The 16,819-nt window shown below is 68.8% G+C and carries 13 protein-coding genes and 1 pseudogene; 2 read left to right on the top strand and 12 right to left on the bottom strand.

From position 1 onward, the window contains the following. Positions 1-2 precede the first annotated feature (2 nt). The 9 genes from gspD to gspG are packed head-to-tail and all read right to left on the bottom strand — an operon-like array spanning position 3 to position 8,261. Positions 3-2,756 (bottom strand): type II secretion system secretin GspD, encoded by a 2,754-nt coding sequence (gene gspD / locus ODI_RS10385; RefSeq protein ID WP_082985419.1) that lies wholly within the window; start codon positions 2,754-2,756, stop codon positions 3-5. 20 nt (positions 2,757-2,776) lie between these two features. Then, entirely contained in the window at positions 2,777-3,526 is a 750-nt protein-coding gene (gene gspN, locus ODI_RS10390) for a type II secretion system protein N (protein WP_067756907.1), read from the bottom strand. Continuing rightward, positions 3,523-4,125, bottom strand: coding sequence for a type II secretion system protein GspM (gspM, locus tag ODI_RS10395; RefSeq protein ID WP_067756911.1), 603 nt, complete (start codon positions 4,123-4,125; stop codon positions 3,523-3,525). The genes gspN and gspM overlap by 4 nt, the downstream gene beginning before the upstream one ends. Then, positions 4,122-5,180, bottom strand: coding sequence for a type II secretion system protein GspL (gene gspL / locus ODI_RS10400; RefSeq protein ID WP_231968252.1), 1,059 nt, complete (start codon positions 5,178-5,180; stop codon positions 4,122-4,124). Before gspL ends, gspM begins: the two co-directional genes overlap by 4 nt. A 5-nt stretch (positions 5,181-5,185) precedes the next feature. Then, the gene (gene gspK, locus ODI_RS10405; RefSeq protein WP_082985417.1) at positions 5,186-6,250 is read right to left on the bottom strand and encodes a type II secretion system minor pseudopilin GspK; all 1,065 of its coding nucleotides are present in this window, start codon (positions 6,248-6,250) and stop codon (positions 5,186-5,188) included. Next, positions 6,247-6,885: a PulJ/GspJ family protein gene (locus ODI_RS10410; protein ID WP_082985418.1), complete on the bottom strand. Its 639-nt coding sequence runs from the start codon at positions 6,883-6,885 to the stop codon at positions 6,247-6,249. The genes gspK and ODI_RS10410 overlap by 4 nt, the downstream gene beginning before the upstream one ends. After that, positions 6,876-7,280, bottom strand: coding sequence for a type II secretion system minor pseudopilin GspI (gene gspI, locus ODI_RS10415; protein ID WP_231968226.1), 405 nt, complete (start codon positions 7,278-7,280; stop codon positions 6,876-6,878). Before gspI ends, ODI_RS10410 begins: the two co-directional genes overlap by 10 nt. Beyond that, positions 7,277-7,807: a GspH/FimT family pseudopilin gene (locus ODI_RS10420; protein WP_067756917.1), complete on the bottom strand. Its 531-nt coding sequence runs from the start codon at positions 7,805-7,807 to the stop codon at positions 7,277-7,279. The genes gspI and ODI_RS10420 overlap by 4 nt, the downstream gene beginning before the upstream one ends. Then, positions 7,779-8,261, bottom strand: a complete 483-nt coding sequence (gspG, locus tag ODI_RS10425) for a type II secretion system major pseudopilin GspG (protein ID WP_067756920.1) — start codon at positions 8,259-8,261, stop codon at positions 7,779-7,781. The genes ODI_RS10420 and gspG overlap by 29 nt, the downstream gene beginning before the upstream one ends. A gap of 360 nt (positions 8,262-8,621) precedes the next feature. On the opposite strand from gspG, the gene ODI_RS10430 reads away from it, so the two are divergent. Next, a complete protein-coding gene (locus ODI_RS10430) occupies positions 8,622-9,050 on the top strand; it encodes a type II secretion system protein N (RefSeq protein ID WP_231968227.1) in 429 nt (142 codons plus the stop codon). Positions 9,051-9,150: 100 nt separating this feature from the next. On the opposite strand, the gene ODI_RS10435 is transcribed toward ODI_RS10430, so the two are convergent. Beyond that, positions 9,151-11,133: a choice-of-anchor I family protein gene (locus ODI_RS10435; protein WP_067756923.1), complete on the bottom strand. Its 1,983-nt coding sequence runs from the start codon at positions 11,131-11,133 to the stop codon at positions 9,151-9,153. Between the two features lie 263 nt (positions 11,134-11,396). On the opposite strand from ODI_RS10435, the gene ODI_RS10440 reads away from it, so the two are divergent. Then, positions 11,397-13,430, top strand: coding sequence for a PhoX family protein (locus ODI_RS10440; protein WP_067756926.1), 2,034 nt, complete (start codon positions 11,397-11,399; stop codon positions 13,428-13,430). A gap of 109 nt (positions 13,431-13,539) precedes the next feature. Here the strand turns inward: ODI_RS10440 and ODI_RS10445 are convergent. Both ODI_RS10445 and mqo read right to left on the bottom strand, forming a co-directional pair. After that, positions 13,540-14,888, bottom strand: a protein-coding gene (locus tag ODI_RS10445) for an IS3 family transposase (RefSeq protein WP_098020833.1) whose coding sequence is annotated in 2 segments (ribosomal slippage) — positions 13,540-14,402 and positions 14,402-14,888 — 1,350 coding nt in all. Because the reading frame shifts where the segments join, the coding sequence is not laid out codon by codon here. Between the two features lie 188 nt (positions 14,889-15,076). After that, a pseudogene (mqo, locus tag ODI_RS10450) lies at positions 15,077-16,702 on the bottom strand (malate dehydrogenase (quinone)); the annotation flags it as partial. Positions 16,703-16,819: the final 117 nt, after the last annotated feature.

The raw sequence follows: 16,819 nt of genomic DNA on the forward strand, positions 1-16,819 counted from the left end.
CCTTACAGCGGCTGGGCGTTGTAGCCCAGGCCGCGCAGCAGCGCCTGGGCTGCCTGCACGGATTCGTTGTTGGCCACGCGGGTGCGCACCAGCGTGCCTGTCCCGCCCGGAGCCACCTGCGTATAGGCGTTCAGGCCGGTGGCGCGGATGCGCTTGACGATGCGCTGCGCCTCGTCGGGGGTGGCGGCGTTGGCCACTTCCAGCACGCGCGCGGGGCCGTCCTGCGGCACGTCCTCGGCCGCCGTGCTGGCGATGCGGGGCGGGCCGCCGACGGGCGCGGCGGGCACGGGCGGCTGCACCGGCGCGGCATGGCGCTCGACGGTTTCCGCCGTGGCGGGCGGCGTGCCGTGGCGCAGCGTGTCGTCGACGTTCCCGGGGCGCAGGTCCAGCGACACGGGCTGGCCCTTGTCGTCCAGCGCGGGCAGTTGCGGCGTATCCGTGTCGGGCAGCGCGAAGTGGCTTTCCGGGCGTGCGTTGTCCTGCAGGCGGCGCATGTAGTCGTAGCGATCCAGCGAGACGCGGCTGCTGTCCTGGGCGGAGCGCACGATGTGCGGGCGCAGGAAGATCATCAGGTTGGTCTTCGAGCGCTGGCGGCGGTCGTAGCGGAACAGCGAGCCGATGAGCGGCAGGTCGCCCAGCAGGGGCACCGATTGCGTGCTGTCGCTGCTGGTGTCTTCCAGCAGGCCGCCCAGCACGATGATCTGGCCGTTGTCGACCAGCACGCTGGTTTCCAGCGCGCGCTTGCGCGTGATGATGCCGGCGGTCGACTGCACGGCCTCGTCGATGCTGCTCACTTCCTGGTAGAGATCGAGCTTGACGGTGCCGCCTTCGGAAATCTGCGGACGCAGGCGCAGCGTCAGGCCGACGTCTTCGCGTTCGATGGTCTGGAAGGGATTGCCCGCGCCGTCGCCCGAGTTGGTGACGTAGGAGCCCGTGACGAAGGGCACGGTGCGGCCGACGATGATGCTGGCCTGTTCGTTGTCCAGCGTCAGCAGGTTGGGCGTGGAGAGGATGTTCGTGCCCGAGACGCGCTGCAGCGCGGTGGCCAGCACGCCCAGGTTGACGATCTGCTGGCCCAGCACGTTGACCGTGCCGCGCACCACGCCCAGGCTCAGGCCGGCGCCCAGCGCGTCGATGGTCGTGCCGGCGTTGGGGTTGAGGCCGGTGCCGCCGAAGTTCGCGCCGCCGATGAAGGAGGTGCCATTGCCGTCCAGGCCGCCGCCGCCCGTCATCCACTGGATGCCGAATTCCGCCGCGTTCTCGCTGGAAATTTCCACGATCAGGGTTTCGACCAGCACCTGCGCGCGGCGCTGGTCGAGCTGGTCGATGACTTCGCGCAGGCTGCGATAGAGCGGTTCGGGCGCGGAGATGATGAGCGTGTTGGTGGTGGGGTCGGCCTGCACGGTGGCGCCGCCGGCGGAGAAAGCCACCGACTGGGTGGTGTTGCCGCCGCCCAGCTGGCCGCTGCCGCCCATGGCGCCGCTGGTGTTGCTGTCGCCGAAAGCGCCGCCCATGCCATTGCGTGCGGTGGAGGCGTTGTTCGTGCCGGTGTTGCGGTTGCTGCTGCCGAAAGCGCCGCCCGCGCTGCCGCCGCCGCTGCTCAGGCTGGACTCGCCGCCGGTCGGGTTGCCGCTCTGGCCCGTCAGCGTGCCGCGCAGCACTTCGGCCAGCTTCACCGCCTGGGCGTTGCGCAGATAGACCACGTGCAGGTTGCCGGGGCGCGTGTTGGGGCTGTCCATGCGGCGCACCAGCTCGCGCGCGAGCTGCGCCCGCGCCGGGCTGCTGGCGCGCACCAGCACGCTGTTGCTGCGCGGATCGGCGATGACGGTCACGCGTTGCGAGGCATCGTTGCCGGCAGCGCCCTGGGGGGCGTCCAGCAACTGGCCCACCAGCACCGCGATGTCGCTGGCCACGCCGTGGTTCACGGGGATGATGTCGGCGTTCAGCGACGCCGGCGTATCGATCCCGGCGATGACCTGGGCGATGCGCGCCATGTTGTCCGCATAGTCGGTCACGACCAGGGTGTTGTTGTTGGGGTAGGCGTTGATCGGGTTGCTGGGCGCGATCATGGGGCGCAGCACGGGCACCAGGTTCGCCGCGTTTTCATACTGCAAGGCGAACACGCGCGTGACCAGGCCGCCGCTGCCGGTGGGGCTGCCGCTGCCGTCGGTGACGACGCCGCCCAGCAGCTTGGCGTCCGCCTCGGGCACCACGCGGCTGATGCCGTCCGATTCCGCGATGGCGAAGCCCTGCATGCGCAAGGCGGCCACCAGCATGTCGTAGGCCGTGCGGGAGGTGACGGGGGCTTCGGAAACCAGCGTCAGCTGGCCCTTCACGCGCGGATCGACGATGAAGTTGCGGCCGGTGAAGCGGGCCAGGGCGCGCACGACGGCGGGCAGGTCGGCCTCGACGAAGTTCAGCGTGACGCGCTCGCCGCTGTCCTGGGCGCCGGCCGCTTCGGCTGCCGCAACGGCGCGGGTGGGTTCATTGCGCACGCGCAGCGGACCGAGGTCGCGCTGGCGCGGCGCTTCCTGCATGCGCACCGGGGCGCCGCTCACGCCCGATACCGTGGCGGGCGTGCCGCCATCGGTGGTGGCGCGTACCAGCGGGGAATCCGGCAGCGCCATGGGCGCCGGACGCTGCTGCTTGTCGGTGGCGCAGCCGGCCAGTAGCAGCAGGGCGCTGGCCAGGGCGAGCGCCAGCGGGGCGCGGCGCGGCGCCGGTTGCAGGGAGCGGGAGAGGTGCGGGGCACGCATGGGCATCATGCTGTCGGTACTCAATGAAGTCTCAGTTGGGTGACGCCATTCCTGCTTGGGCCGACGAGGCCCAGCAGGGGCGCGAGCGCCTCGCGGGTGGCGGGGTCGCTATCGGGGGCAGCCTGGGCGGTGCCGGCGAATCGGGAAAGGCGCCCGCGCGTCAAGGCGCCTTCGGCCTCCACGCGCAGGGGGCCGTTCAAGGTATTGATCTTCAGCGCGATGGCGCCGTCTTCCTGCGCGCTGACCTGCGCGCGGTAGCTGCCCAGCGGCTGGATGCGCACGCGGGCCGACGAGGCATCGCGCCAATCCAGCGTGAGCAGCGGGCCCGCGGCGGGACGCGCGCGCAGCACCTGGGCAGGCCAGCTGGCGCGCAGTTCGCCGCCGGGCGAGAGGGTATTGAGCGGCGCGCCGGCCGCCATCAGCGTGGTGGCGGGCAGGCGCAGCGTCTGGGCCGAGACCGCCATGCCCGAGACTGTCGGGCGCAACTGCAGCGGACCTGCCAGCCAGGGATGCGTGACGGCCATCGCGGGCTGCCAGCCGGACGCGAGCGTCCAGCGCCATTGCAGCGGATCGGGCAGCGTGCGGCGCTGGCCGGGCGGGCCCACGGCGACCAGGGCCTGGCCGCGCCAGAGGCTGCCCGAGGCATCCACCAGCGCGAAAGGCAGGGTCTCGGGCACCCAGGCCATCATCCAGCGTGCCGGCAGCACGGCCAGCGCGGCGCACAGCGCGACCAGCAGCGCGGCCAGGGGCATGAGGAGCCGGCGCATCATGAGCCTTCCCCCGTCGCCACCAGGCGCAGCGTGCCCGTCAGGCGCGCGGCCACGGGCTTGCCGGCCGCGTCTTCGGAACGTGCAAGCTCGCCTGATTGCAAGGACAGCCGGAACTGGGCGGGGGCAGTGGCCAGCCAGTTGAAGAGCGCGGCGGCGGAGACCTCGGAGACACGCAGGTCCCAGGCGGGGTCCGCGCCGTCCGCGACGGCTGCCACCGCATGCTCGCCATTCAGGCCGGCCTGCGCCAGACTGGCCGCCAGTTCGCTGCCCAGTTCGGCGGGCGGGATGCGGCCGCGCACGGCGCCTTGCAGCGCCTGGGCTTCCTGCACCATGGCGTCCACCTGCGCGGCCTGGGCGCGCAGGCGCGGCAGCTCGGTGCCGCTGCGGGCGATGTCGTTCAAGGCCGGGCGCACGGCCAGCTGCACCACCAGGGCCAGCAGCAGGATCGCGCCCAGCGCGGCCAGCAGGGCCTGCTCGCGCGAGGTCAACTGGCGCCAGCGGGCAGCCGCCTTGTCGCGGGCGGCATGCCAGCGCTGGCGCCAGGCGGGCGGCAGCACGGGCAGCTTGGCGGCCAGGCGGCCTGACAGCTTGCTGTTCATGGGCGGCCTCCTTGCTGGATCTGGATGCGTGGCGCGCCGTTGTCGCCCGCGTGTTGGGTGCCTGCCCCACCGCCGGCACGGGCGATGCGCCAGCCGGATTCCGTGCGCGACAGCGCCAGCCCCAGCGCGGCGGCCTGCTTGACCGGGGCGGCATCGGGGGCGGCGGTTTCGCCCTGGTCGTCCAGCAGCGTCAGGTCCAGCGTGCCCTTGTCATAGCGCAAGCCCGCCAGCCGCTGGGCGTCGGGTGGCAGCAGCTTGGCGGCGGAGAGCGCCAGGGGCAGGAAGTCGTTCTCGCTGGCGGTGCCCTGTGCGGCGCGCAGGCTGTCGCGCCGTTGCGTGGCCTGCTTCAAGGGGTCGACCACCACCGGGATGTCGGGAAAGGCCTGGCGCACCTGTTGCTGCATGGCCGTGCGCAGTTGCGCGGCTTCCTGGCGCAACTGGGAGGCATGAAGATTGAGCCCGACCAGCCAGATCACCGCCGCGGCAGCGGCCCAGCGCAGCGGGCCGTGCCAGCGCGTGAGGGGCGCCGCCGCCGGCCGCAACGCGGGCAGCGCCAGCGACCAGCGCCGCGCGGCGCCTTGCCAGCGGGCATCGGCGGGCAGGCGCAAGGGCAGCTCGGGATGCGCGTCGTCATCGGGCAGCACGGCGGCGGTGGGCAGCAGCTCATGCACGGACAGGCCGGCGTCGCTCAGTTGGCGCCAGGCGCGGGCCAACTGTGTCTTGTCGGTCCACGCGACCGCCACGCGGCCGTCCGCTTCGCGCGCGGTGTGGCCCACCGCCAGGTCCTGGACAGAGGACAGCGTCAGGGGCTCGATCATCGCGGCGACCGCGGTCGCCATCTGGCGGCGCGGCACCGGCGGCACGACCAGGTCGGTGACGACGGTGTCGGCGGGATGCAGCACGGCTTCCAGGCGGTGGCCGCGCGCCAGCGGCGCCAGTTCTTCCAGCGGCAGCGCGTCGGCGCGCAGCACGCGCCGGTCGCGGCCCAGCAGCGCATAGGCGACGGGCGTGGCGGCAGCCAGCGAGCCCAGGGGCGGCAAGGCCAGTCGCATCACGGTTTTCAAAGGACCTCCATCATCCAGATGACGCGCGGCATGTTCTGTCCGTCGCGTTGCAGCAGCGCGCGCATATCCACCGTGGCGCGGTCCAGCCGGACCGTGCCGAAGACGGCGAACCAGTCGCTGTCCACGGCCACGGCATCGCTGCCGATCTCGATCTCGGGGTTGGCCAGGCGGTTGATGAAATCCGCGCGGTTGTTGAATGTCTGTCCGCGGTCGCGCTGGTCGGCCACGCTCATGGCCAGCGACAGCGATAGCGCGGGCGACAGCGTGGCCAGTACTTCGGCGGGCGCGGTGTTCACGTTGATGGCGGTGCGCGCGGGCAGCACCGTCAGGTAAGGGGTGAGCGCGGTGAGGGCGCTTTCGTCCAGCCCGCGCATGCCGCGCAGGTCGTCGATGCTGCGCAGGCCGGGCGCGAGCGCCGTGCCGGCCCGGCCGCCCGACGGGCTTGGCGTGCCGGTGTCCGTGCCGGACTCGGCATCGCCATCGGTTTGCGCGGCGCCGGATTCGCCATCCGTCCTGGACGACGCCGGGCGGGATTGCGCGCGCGCCATGCGCTCGGCGATGCGCGGCGCCAGCTCGGCGGGCAGGCGCAGGGATTGCAGCAGGCGGCTCAAGGCCTGCACCTGTTCGGGCAGGACCTGGCCGTCGCGCGCCAGGTTCTGCAGGTTGAACTTGCCTTGTTCGTCTTCGGCACGCCCCGAGAACACGGCCTGGCGCGCCGCGCCTTCCTCGCTGATGCGCAGGTCGGTGATGGGCGTGGCCCACAGCTGGCCGTTGTGCGTGACGCTGCTGCGCCGGGCTTCGCCGCGCAAGGTGGCGCGGGCCCAGTCCATGCCGCCTGACAGCAGCCAGCGCGCCTGCACGCGTGCCTGCTCGCTTTCCAGCGTGCGCACGCGCGTGGCCTGGCGGTCGATCATGCCTGCGGCGATGAGCGAGACGGTCGCCACCACCAGCAAGGCGCTGATGACCGCCATGCCGGCCTGGCGCGCCGCAACCGGAACCGGCACCGGGACCGGGCCCGGGGCACGGGCGAAGGAGGGCAGGTGCGAGCGCAGGCGCTTCATGGCAGCGACACCACACGGCGGTATTCCTGCGGCGGCTGGCCATTGGCCGCCAGGCGCAACGTGAACTCGAGGCCGCTGGCCGCTTGCGCGGCCTGGTTGGCGGACTGGGGCAGGGCCATCCAGCCGCGGCCAGGAATATAGGCGCGCACGGAGAAGCCGGTCACGCCGGCCAGCACGGGCTGGCTTGGGACGGATTCAGGATCGGGCAGCGGGTAGGCGTCGCTGGCGGGCGGCGCGGCGCGGCGCAACACGCCGTCCTGCTGCCACCATTGCACGCGCTGCCAGGCGCCTTCGCCTTCGGCGGGCGTGCGCACGACGTCCAGGCGCCAGGATTGGCCGGCCTGCGCCAGCGCCACGGCGGGCGGCAGCAGGCGCGGTCCCACCGCGGCGCTTGCCAGCGCACCGCCATCCAGCACGTGGTCGGGCGCGCGCATGCGTACGTCGCGCTCCAGCTGGCCGAGCGCGCGCAGGATGGCTTCATCGCGCTCGCCGTCGCGCTCGAGGTGTTCGCGGATGCGGGTCACGCTGTCCAGCCCGCGCCACGAAACGAGGCTGAGCACGGCCATGAGGAGCAGGGCGACCAGCACCTCGACCAGCGTGAAGCCGCCTTGGGGCGCTCGCGGCGTCATGGCCATGCTGACGCCAGGCTGCGCAGTTCCGCCAGCAGGGGGCCGTCGGGTCCCTCGGTCACGCGCACGGTGACTTGCCGGAATGCATTGTTGGCGGTGCCCGACACCTCGCGTTCGCAGACGAGGACCAGCGCGCCTTGCGGGCAAGGCGCGCGCTGGCTGCCCAGTGCAGGATAGGTACGGGTGGCGCGCAGTTCGGCCAGCACGTTCTCGGCCGACACCAATGCCAGGGAACGGTTGCGCAATTGCGCGTGCGTGTCGGCCATCTGTCCGGTGGCGCGCATGCATGCCGCCAGCGCCACCGCGACGATGGCCAGCGCGACCAGCACCTCGATCAGGCTGAAGCCCTGCTGCGCCATGGTGCCCAGGTTGCCGGTGGGCATGGCCAGGCGCGGTGTCATTGCTGCACCTCGTAGCGGCCGGCGGCATCGCGCACGATGGCGATCTGCCGTGATCCGTCGCTCAGCTGGATGCGCAGCGGGTCGGCGATCCATTCGCTGTTGAAGACGGCTGCGCGTGCGGGGCCCAGGGTCACCTGCACGCTGCCTGCCTCCCAGGCGCGCGGGCGCAAGGCCTGGTCGCGTTCGAAGAGATCATCGGGCATGGCTTGGGTAATGGCATCGTGTGCGCTGTTGGGGCGCCAGTCGGCGCGTCGGCGAAAGCGGTAGTCCTGTTCACGGGGCTCCCAGACGATCGGGCGTCCGCCCGCGCGCGCCTCGGCCTGCGCGACCGCGAATAGCTGGACCAGGCGGTCGGCATCGCGGCGCAGGGCGGAGACATTGGGCGGGAAGGCGGCCAGACCGACTGCCGCCGTCGCGATGCCGATGATGGCGATCACGACGAGCAGTTCGATCAGCGAGAAACCGGACTGTCGCCCGAGCGGGCGGCGAACGCGCCGGTCAGAGCATCCAGGAACCGATGTCGGCATCGGCGCCGTCTCCGCCAGGCTGGCTGTCGGCGCCCAGCGAGAACACATCGAACTCGCCATGCACGCCGGGGCTCAGGTACTGATAAGGCTGGCCCCAAGGATCGTTGGGCAGGCGTTCAAGATAATTGCGCCAGTTGTTCGCGCCGTTGGCGGGACGCTCCACGAGCGCGCGCAGGCCTTGTTCGGAGCTGGGGTAGCGGCCATTGTCCAGCCGGTAGAGCTTGAGCGCCTGCGCGATGCTGGCGATGTCCTGGCGGGCCGCGACGGCGCGCGCCTGGTCGGGCCGGTCAAGCAGGTTGGGCACGACCAGCGCGGCCAGGATGCCCATGATGACCACCACCACCATGATCTCGATGAGAGAGAAGCCGCGCTGGCGACAGGCGTGTCCGGCGCGAAAGGCGCGGCGCGAGCGGGACAGGGCGGAGGCGGGGAGGGATCGGGAGGGAATAGACATCAATGGCGGGGGTTGAAGCGATACGGATGGAAGCGATGCTGGCAGGCTGCACGCGTTGGGCGGCGGTCCCGGGAAGCGAGGCATGACTGTCACAACACATACGTCGGACTGTCATGAACCGTGGCTATGATGCGGCTCTTTTGTGACAGTCATATGTATGTCACCTGTCTTTTTGCTGGCAGGGGCCCAAGGGGGAGGCAGCGTGGCAAAGCCCGTTGATGCAAGCGTTGCGATCTGCGCGAGCTTTGGCAAAGTGCGGACAGATAAACACTCAATTGTCACGAGACCCGGCTATCATCGGCCTCCGTTGTGACAGCCATATGTAGAACGCCGCATTGTTGCGGCCGGACCGCGCTTCCCATGTATTTCAATTTCATAACACTCGCCCGCCGTGGCGCCATGCTTGCCTGCGCCGCCGGCGTCGGCGTCTGGGGGGCGCTGCTGCTCGCGCCCAAGCCCCAGGCCTTGCCGCCCGGCCTGACCGCGCCACCGCCCGCGCGCAGCGACATCGCGCCGCTGGCGCAGTGGTTCGGCGCGTCGGCATCGTCCGCCATCAAGGTCGTCATCGTCGGCCTCATCTCTGCCGGCGAGCGTGGCACCGCGGTGCTGCGTGTCGACGGCCAGCCGCCCCAGGCCTATCGGGTGGGCCAGCCCTTGGCCCAGGGCGTGACCTTGGCGCGCGTGGAGGCCGACGGCGTCGTGCTGTCGGCGGATGGCGCCACGCAGCGCGTGCAGGCACCGGCCGCGCCCGCGCTGTCTTCGCCAGGGTTCGTGCCGGTCCAGCGCTGAGCGCGTTCTTCCTGCATCGCCAGAATGCAAAACGCCCTGTCCATTGGACGGGGCGTTTTCGCTTGCGGCCAGGCCGCAAGCGCCGCAGTCATGACGAGGCTTACTGCGCGTGCGCCGCCGTGTCGCCGCTGTCCTCGAACAGCTGACCGACCGTGTAGATCGCGGTCGTGCCGCTGACTTCATTGCCGACCACCAGCAGGGCTTCACCCGTGGGCGACTCCGGGGGCGAGATGAACTTCAGGCCTTCCGGACCGAGGTCGCCGACCGTCGACAGGACGGTGCTGGGGTCCGCGGTGTCCCAGTCTTCGCGGGTGTTGAAGTAGTCGACGAAGACCGGCGCCGTGGGCGTGCTCACGTCGTAGACCATGACGCCGCCCATGCGCTCCAGGCCGATGAAGGCGAAGGTCTTGTCGCCCAGGCGGCCCAGTTCGATGCCTTCGGGTTCCGGACCCTTGGCATCGCTGCGGCTGTCCATCGCGCCGCCTTCATCGTGGCCGCTGTTGAAGTAGGTCTTGCAGGGGATGTTGCGTGCCGCACCCAGCTGGCACGCGTCGGAAGCCAGGAAGCGTTCGAACTGGTCGCCCGATTCCCAGACCTTCTTGCCGTCCTCGCCCCAGATGGCGAATGAGCGGGCGCCGAAGCTGTAGAGCTTGTCGTACATCAACAGCGTGCCGGCAGGGTCTTCGGCGCCGGTGGCGTTGAACTTCACGGGGGCGCCGGTGGCGTCGGCGCGATAGCCCATCGTCCAGGTGACGTTCAGGCGGCCGAGTTCTTCGTCCTCGCGGCAATCGCCGCTGGTGGTGGACGTGCCGCCCGAGGCGATGGTCATGGCGCCGCAATAGCCGAAGGTGGCAGGATTCAGCAGTGCGCGCGTGGCGAGCGCGTCCAACTGCGGGGGCAGGTCGTCGCCACGGCGGCGGGCGAAGCCGCTGTTGTGCACCAGATGCTTCACGCGGAACTCTTCCACGAAGCCCAGGTTGACATCGCCCGGCGTGGCGGACGTGCCCCAGTAAGCCGGCATGTCCTCGCCCCAGGCGCGCGCATCGCCTTCGTTGGCGGTGACGAGGAAGGTCTTGCCCGACACGTCGTAGGCGGCCATGGCGTCGGGCATGTACATGCCCATCACGCCCGGACGCTCGCGGATGTCGATGACCTGGTCCTCGTCGTTGGTGTCCATGCCGTTGCCGGCCACGCCGTGGTCCTTGAAGCCCAACGGCAGGATCGCGGTGACGGTGGCGGTCTCGATGTCGATGCGCGCCAGGGCGTTGTTTTCCTGCAGGGTGGCCCAGGCCGTCTTGCTGTCGGCCGAGACCGCGATGTACTCGGGCTCCAGGTCCTTCGACGCGCTCGCTCTCGGTCCGAAGATGCGCACGCCCTGGTCGCGCAGTTCCTGTTCCTTGCTGTCCCAGGCGGCGAAGCGCGCGGTGCGCACGCCGGGACGGGCGATGTTGCTCACGTCGATGATGCTGATCGAGCCTTCCGGATCGCGCTGGTAGTCATCGCTGGGTTCGCCTTCGTTGGCGACCAGCACGGTCTTGCCATCGGGCGTGAACACCAGGTTGTCGGGCAGGGCGCCCACGACCACGTGGGTCAGCGGGGCCAGCGTGTCGGCACGGTAGAAGCCCACGAAGCCGGGGTCGGTCTTGTCGGCGGCCTGGATGGCCAGGGCGACCACGCCGTCCTTCACAGCCACGCTGTTGACTTCGGCGCCGGCGGCGACGGCCGATGCGTCGATTTCGCCCAGGTGCCTGGGCGCGGCGGCATCGCTCATGTCCAGCACGTCGACGGAACCCTTGCGGGCATTGACCACGAAGGCGCGCTTGCTGGCGGCGTCGTAGGCGGGGATTTCGGCGGCGCTCACGCCGAATTCGCCCGACTGGTAGCGCGACAGCAGGGACAGTTTCACGCTTGAGGGCGTGGGCACTGGCGTGGGCACCGGCGTTGGCGTCGGCTCGACGGCAGGCGGCGTGCTGGCCGGCTCGTCGTCATTCGAGCTGCCGCAAGCGGCGAGGGTCAGGGCGAGCGAGCAGGCAGCGACGGCGTGGGCGCAGCGCGCCAGGCGGAACCGGGAGGGGAGGGACATGTGTTCTGAAGGTGAAAGGGGTCTGAAAGAAAGCGGGATTCTCCTGGCCTCTTGTTTCAGTGTTGTTGCGGCTGGCTGTGGAAATGCAAGGGAGTCGTCGTCACTGCATTTCCTTACAGACTGCTTTCGAAAGCGTCATCCGTACGTCATTTGCGGTGCTTAGCATCGTCGCGCCATCTCCTGACTCCCCTGCCTCATTGGCGGCAGGCCCGGAAAGCGGGATGCTCGCCCAGCTCCATTTTTCTATTTCAAGAAGGTGAACCATGCCCCTCATCGATCCCGAGAACATCCCCACCAATGCTTCTGGCAACACGACCTTCAATGAGATCGTGGCACGCGCGCAGGCTCGCCGCGGCTTCCTCAAAACCGGCCTGGGCCTTGGGGCTGTCGGCTTCTTCGGCATGGGACTGAGCGCCTGTAGCAGCAGCGACAATGACGACGCGCCGGCGCCTGGCGAAGAGCCGCCCGAAACCCCCACGCCCGATGCGCCCCTGCTGGGCTTCCAGGCCATCCCCGCCAGCACGGGCGACGACATCGTCGTGCCCGCCGGCTATCGCTCCGCCGTGTTCTGTCGCTGGGGCGATCCGCTGGTGAATGCGGCTGCCGCCTGGAAAACCGACGCCACCAATACCGCTGCCGAGCAAACGCTGCAATTCGGCGACAACCATGACGGCATGCACTTCTTCCCGCTGGACGGCGAGACCAGCACCGAAGGCCTGCTGGTGATGAACCACGAGTACCTGAACCCCGAGTTCTTCTATCCGCCCACGGTGGTGCCGGGTGGCGCGGGCTGGGATCTCGAACAGATCCGCAAGGGCCAGCACGCCCATGGCGTGTCGGTCGCGCACGTGCGGCTGGTCGACGGCAACTGGCAAGTGGTCATCCCCTCCACGTACAACCGCCGCATTCACCTGAATACGCCCATGCTGCTGACCGGCCCCGTGGCCGGCCACCCCCTGGTGCAGACGGCGGCCGACCCGACCGGCACGCTGTCCTTCGGCACGGTCAACAACTGCGGCAACGGCTACACCCTGTGGGGCACGTATCTGACCTGCGAAGAGAACTTCAATGGCTATTTCGGCACCACCACCGGCGCCGATGCGCGCGATGCCAGCCAGCGCCGCTACGGCCTGAGCGCCACCACCAGCGGCTATCGCTGGGAAGACCACGATACGCGTTTCGACTATGTCCAGACGCCGAACGAATCGAACCGCTTCGGCTGGATCGTCGAAATCGATCCCTTCGATTCGAACTCCACCCCCAAGAAGCGCACCGCGCTGGGTCGCATCAAGCACGAGAACGCCGCGCAGACCCTGGCCGCCGACAGCCGCGTCGTCGTCTACATGGGCGATGACCAGGCCAACGACTACATCTACAAGTTCGTGTCCGACGGCAAGTACGACGCCGCCACGCCGAACCTGAACCGCAACTTGCTGGAAACCGGCACGCTCTACGTTGCCGTGTTCGAGGAAGGCGCAGCCACGGGCGATATGATGGGCACCGGCCGCTGGATCCCGTTGCGCCTGGACACGCCGAAGACGGCGGGCGGCACGCTGGCCGACGACTTCGCCGACATCGGCGAGCTGCTGGTCCACACCCGCCTGGCCGCCGACGCCGCGGGCGCCACGCCCATGGACCGTCCCGAGTGGGTCACGGTGCATCCTCAGACGGGCGAGGTCTATTGCACCCTGACCAACAACAGCGGCCGCGCCGCCGGTGCGGAAGACGACGCCAACCCGCGTGCGAACAACGTCTACGGTCAGATCGTGCGTTGGCGCGAGACCGGCAACGATGCCGCCGCCCTGACCTTCGAATGGGACCTGTTCGTGCTGGCCGGCAACCCCAACGCGGGTGACGGCCTGGTGGCCGGCTCGGCCAACATCACGGCGGACAACACCTTCAACAGCCCGGACGGCCTGGCTTTCGACAAGTATGGCCGCCTCTGGATCCAGACCGACGGCAACTACTCCAACACCGGCCGCTATGCTGGCCAGGGCAACAACCAGATGCTGGTGGCCGATCCGCAAGCGGGCGCCGGCAATGGCGAGATCCGCCGTTTCCTGGTCGGCCCGTCGGGCTGCGAAATCACGGGCATCACGTGGACGCCGGATCACAAGTATGTCTTCGTGAACGTGCAGCACCCGGGCGAGTACGGCCAGCATCCCCGTGCCGCGGGCCTGCCCGACCCCGAGGTCGATCCGCTGGCGTTCTCGAAGTGGCCGGAAGCCACGGGCGGACGTCCGCGTTCGTCCACGGTGGTGATCTGGAAGGAAGACGGCGGCGTGGTCGGCAGCTGACGCTGCGTCACCCGTGCGTCGCGCCCCGGGCCTGTCGGCCCCGGGGCGCGACGCCAAGCAAAAAGGCCGCGTGATGAACTGACCCCCAGAAGTTGGACAGTTTAAAAGATCAGGCGGCCAAGGCCTGAGTTCGGTATTGCACCGGGCTCAGGCCTTTTAGTTTGAGCCGGATACGCTGGTGGTTGTAGTAGTGGATGAACTGGCCGATGGCCTTTTGAAGCTGCTCGATGCTGTCGTAGCGGCGCAGGTAGAAGCACTCGGTCTTGAGCGTGGCGAACCAGCTCTCCATGGCGGCGTTGTCCAGGCAGTTGCCCTTGCGCGACATGCTTTGCGTGAGGCCACGATCGGCCAGCATGCGCCGGTAGCTGGGCTGCTGGTACTGCCAGCCCTGGTCCGAGTGCAGCAGCGGTTGGTCGCCCGGCGACAGGCGGCGCATCGCCTTCTTGAGCATGTTGCCCACCAGCCCGAACAGCGGGCGTTCGCTGGTCTCGTAGGCCACGATCTCACCGTTGTACAGGTCCATCACCGGCGACAGATACAGCTTCTGGCCGCGCACGTTGAACTCCGTCACGTCGGTGACCCACTTCTGGTTCGGACGGTCGGCCTCGAACTGGCGCGCCAGCACGTTCGGCGCCACGCGGCCTACCTCGCCTCGGTACGAGCGATACCTCTTCGGTCGCACCAAGGACTTCAGTCCCAACGCCCGCATCAGCTTCTGCACCGTCTTGTGGTTCACGCACTGGCCGGCCTGGCGCAGCGCGGCCGTGATGCGCCGGTAGCCGTAGCGGCCCTTGTGACGTGTGTAGATAGCACGGATCTTGGCCTTGAGCGCGGCGTACTGATCGACCGCACCCTGCGCCTTCAGATGGTAGTAGAACGTGCTGCGCGAGAGCTTGGCCGCCCGCAGCAATAGCGACAGCGGATGTGTCGGCCTCAATCCTTGGACAATTTGCGCTTTTTCACCAGCGCTTCGGTCCGTTCCGCTTCGATCAAGGCCTTCAATTTTTTTAGATAATCATTCTCCGCGCGCAGATAGGCCAGCTCCTCGCGCATCTGCTCGGCAGTCATGTCCGTGGGAATTGGCGCGGGCGGGTGCTTGTGGGGCATCGGAGGTCGACCTCTACGTTTGGGCGCCAATGCGCCCAGTCCTCCCGCATCATACTGGCGTGCCCACTTGCCAATGTGAGTCGCACAGCGAATGTTGAACGCGGCCGCCGTCTGGGCCTGTGACCAGTGCTCCTGCCGCATTCGCCTGAGCACCTGCAGCTTGAAGGCTGCGTCATAGCTTGCCCCCTTGCGGCGCAACCCGGACAGGCCATGCTCCCGGTAGCTCTGCACCCAGCGTCTGACCGTCGCATGGCCAAGACCCTGCTCAGCACCGACCGTCTTGGCTCCCGCTGAGCCCGATAAATACCGCCTGACTACCCTGAGCTTGAACTGCTCGTCGTACTTCGCCATGCAAAAACCCCCGAAGATTGGATTTCGTCCAACTTTCGGGGGTCAGTTCATGACGCGGCCTTTTCGCTTGGGCGACTATCCTTTTACAGCGCCTGCATTTCCGCGTTGGCATTGCCCGTGCGCGGCACGGCTTGCGGGCCGGCTTGGTCGGCGGCAGGCCGGGGCGCGGCGGGTTGCGCCGGCGTCACCACCGGCGCGCTGGCCGTGCTCAGGTCCTGCGGCACGTCCAGGTAGGGCAGTTGCAGCGACTGGCTGGTCTGGCGGCGGATCTCGTTGGTCAGCGCGGGGCTGTCGTTGAGCTTGCGGCCATACGAAGGAATGATTTCCTTCAGGCGAGCCTGCCAGCCGTCGGCCATTTCCTTGGGGAAGGATTTCGCCAGCAGTTGCAGCATGATGGGCGGCGAGGTCGACGCGCCGGGCGAGGCGCCCAGCAGCGCCGCGATGGTGCCGTCCTTGTCGGTCACGATTTCCGTGCCGAACTGCAGGATGGCGCCTTTCTCCGGATCGCGCTTGATGACCTGCACGCGTTGGCCTGCCGTCACCAGGCGCCAGTCCTCGCGCTTGGCCTGCGGGAAGTACTTCACCAGTTCGGCGTGGCGGGCCTCGTCGGACAGCTGCGCCTGTTGCGCCAGGTAGCGCACCAGGTCCAGGTTTTCCGAACCGACGCGCAGCATGCCGGTGACGTTGTCGTGGTTGACCGACGAGAACAGGTCGAACCACGAGCCTTCCTTCAGGAACTTGGTGCTGAAGAGCGCGAACGGCCCGAACAGCACCACGGGCTTGCCGTCGAGCTTGCGCGCGTCAAGATGCGGCACCGACATGGGGGGCGAACCGCTTTCGGCCTTGCCGTAGGCCTTCACGTCGTGGCGGTCGGCGATGGCCGGCGATTCGAAGGCCAGGAACTGGCCGCCCACCGGGAAGCCGGCATAGTCCTGCGCTTCGGGGATGCCCGACAGCTGCAGCAGCTTGAGCGAGGCGCCGCCCGCGCCGATGAAGACGAAGCGCGAGCGCACGGTGCGCTCCTTGCCGGCCTTCAGGTCGTAGACCGTGACGTTCCAGGTCTTGTCGGCATTCTGGCGCAGCGCGCGCACTTCATTTCCCAGGTGCAGGTGGAAGTTGGGTTTCTTCTGCAGGGCCTGGGTCAGCTGGCGCGTGATCACGCCGAAGTTCACGTCCGTGCCCAGCGGCATGTAGGTGGCGGCGATGCGCTGCTTGGGATCACGGCCTTCCATCATCACGGGCGCCCACTGGGCGATCTGCGCGGCATCTTCCGAATACTGCATGCCGTAGAAAAGCGGGTTCTTGATCAGCGCTTCGTGGCGCTTGCGCAGGTACGCGATGTTCTCGTCGCCCCACACGAAGCTCATGTGCGGCGTCGGATTGATGAAGTCAGACGGCGTCTGCATGAGCCCTTGCTGGACCTGGTGGGCCCAGAACTGGCGCGAGACCTCGAACTGTTCGGCGATGCCCACGGCGCGGGCGGTCTCGATGGAGCCGTCGGCGCGTTCGGGGGTGTAGTTCAGTTCGGCGAAGCCGGAGTGGCCCGTGCCGGCGTTGTTCCAGCCGTCGGAGCTTTCCATCGCCACGCCGTCCAGGCGCTCGAACAGGTGCAGTTGCCACTCAGGCTCGAGTTCCTGCAGATAGGTGGCCAGCGTGACGCTCATGATGCCGCCGCCGATCAGCACGGCATCGACGGGTTCGGCGTTCTCGGCGGGTGGCACCGAGCGCTCGTGCAACGGCCAATAAAGGAACAGGCCCACGGCCAGCGCCAGCAGGGCGACGAGACCCACGAGGGTTTTGAGGATTTTCTTCATAAGCAAGGTCTACTCGGTCATTGAAATGGAAGGGTTCCGCGGACGTCCGTTCCATGGCTGAGTCTCCTCCCGACCGTCTTGGAAGTGGCAAGGTCTGCGCCCCGCCACGCGGTCTTG

The organism is Orrella dioscoreae (genome assembly GCF_900089455.2).
GTDB lineage: Bacteria > Pseudomonadota > Gammaproteobacteria > Burkholderiales > Burkholderiaceae_B > Orrella > Orrella dioscoreae.

Excerpts from the sequence above, each read along its gene's own strand:
- ODI_RS10410 (WP_082985418.1), bottom strand. The coding sequence starts at position 6,885 with ATGGCCATGACGCCGCGAGCGCCCCAAGGCGGCTTCACGCTGGTCGAG.
- gspI (WP_231968226.1), bottom strand. The coding sequence starts at position 7,280 with ATGACACCGCGCCTGGCCATGCCCACCGGCAACCTGGGCACCATGGCG.
- gspD (WP_082985419.1), bottom strand. The coding sequence starts at position 2,756 with ATGCGTGCCCCGCACCTCTCCCGCTCCCTGCAACCGGCGCCGCGCCGC.
- ODI_RS10435 (WP_067756923.1), bottom strand. The coding sequence starts at position 11,133 with ATGTCCCTCCCCTCCCGGTTCCGCCTGGCGCGCTGCGCCCACGCCGTC.
- gspM (WP_067756911.1), bottom strand. The coding sequence starts at position 4,125 with ATGAACAGCAAGCTGTCAGGCCGCCTGGCCGCCAAGCTGCCCGTGCTG.
- gspK (WP_082985417.1), bottom strand. The coding sequence starts at position 6,250 with ATGAAGCGCCTGCGCTCGCACCTGCCCTCCTTCGCCCGTGCCCCGGGC.
- gspG (WP_067756920.1), bottom strand. The coding sequence starts at position 8,261 with ATGTCTATTCCCTCCCGATCCCTCCCCGCCTCCGCCCTGTCCCGCTCG.
- ODI_RS10430 (WP_231968227.1), top strand. The coding sequence starts at position 8,622 with ATGTATTTCAATTTCATAACACTCGCCCGCCGTGGCGCCATGCTTGCC.
- ODI_RS10440 (WP_067756926.1), top strand. The coding sequence starts at position 11,397 with ATGCCCCTCATCGATCCCGAGAACATCCCCACCAATGCTTCTGGCAAC.
- gspN (WP_067756907.1), bottom strand. The coding sequence starts at position 3,526 with ATGATGCGCCGGCTCCTCATGCCCCTGGCCGCGCTGCTGGTCGCGCTG.
- ODI_RS10420 (WP_067756917.1), bottom strand. The coding sequence starts at position 7,807 with ATGCCGACATCGGTTCCTGGATGCTCTGACCGGCGCGTTCGCCGCCCG.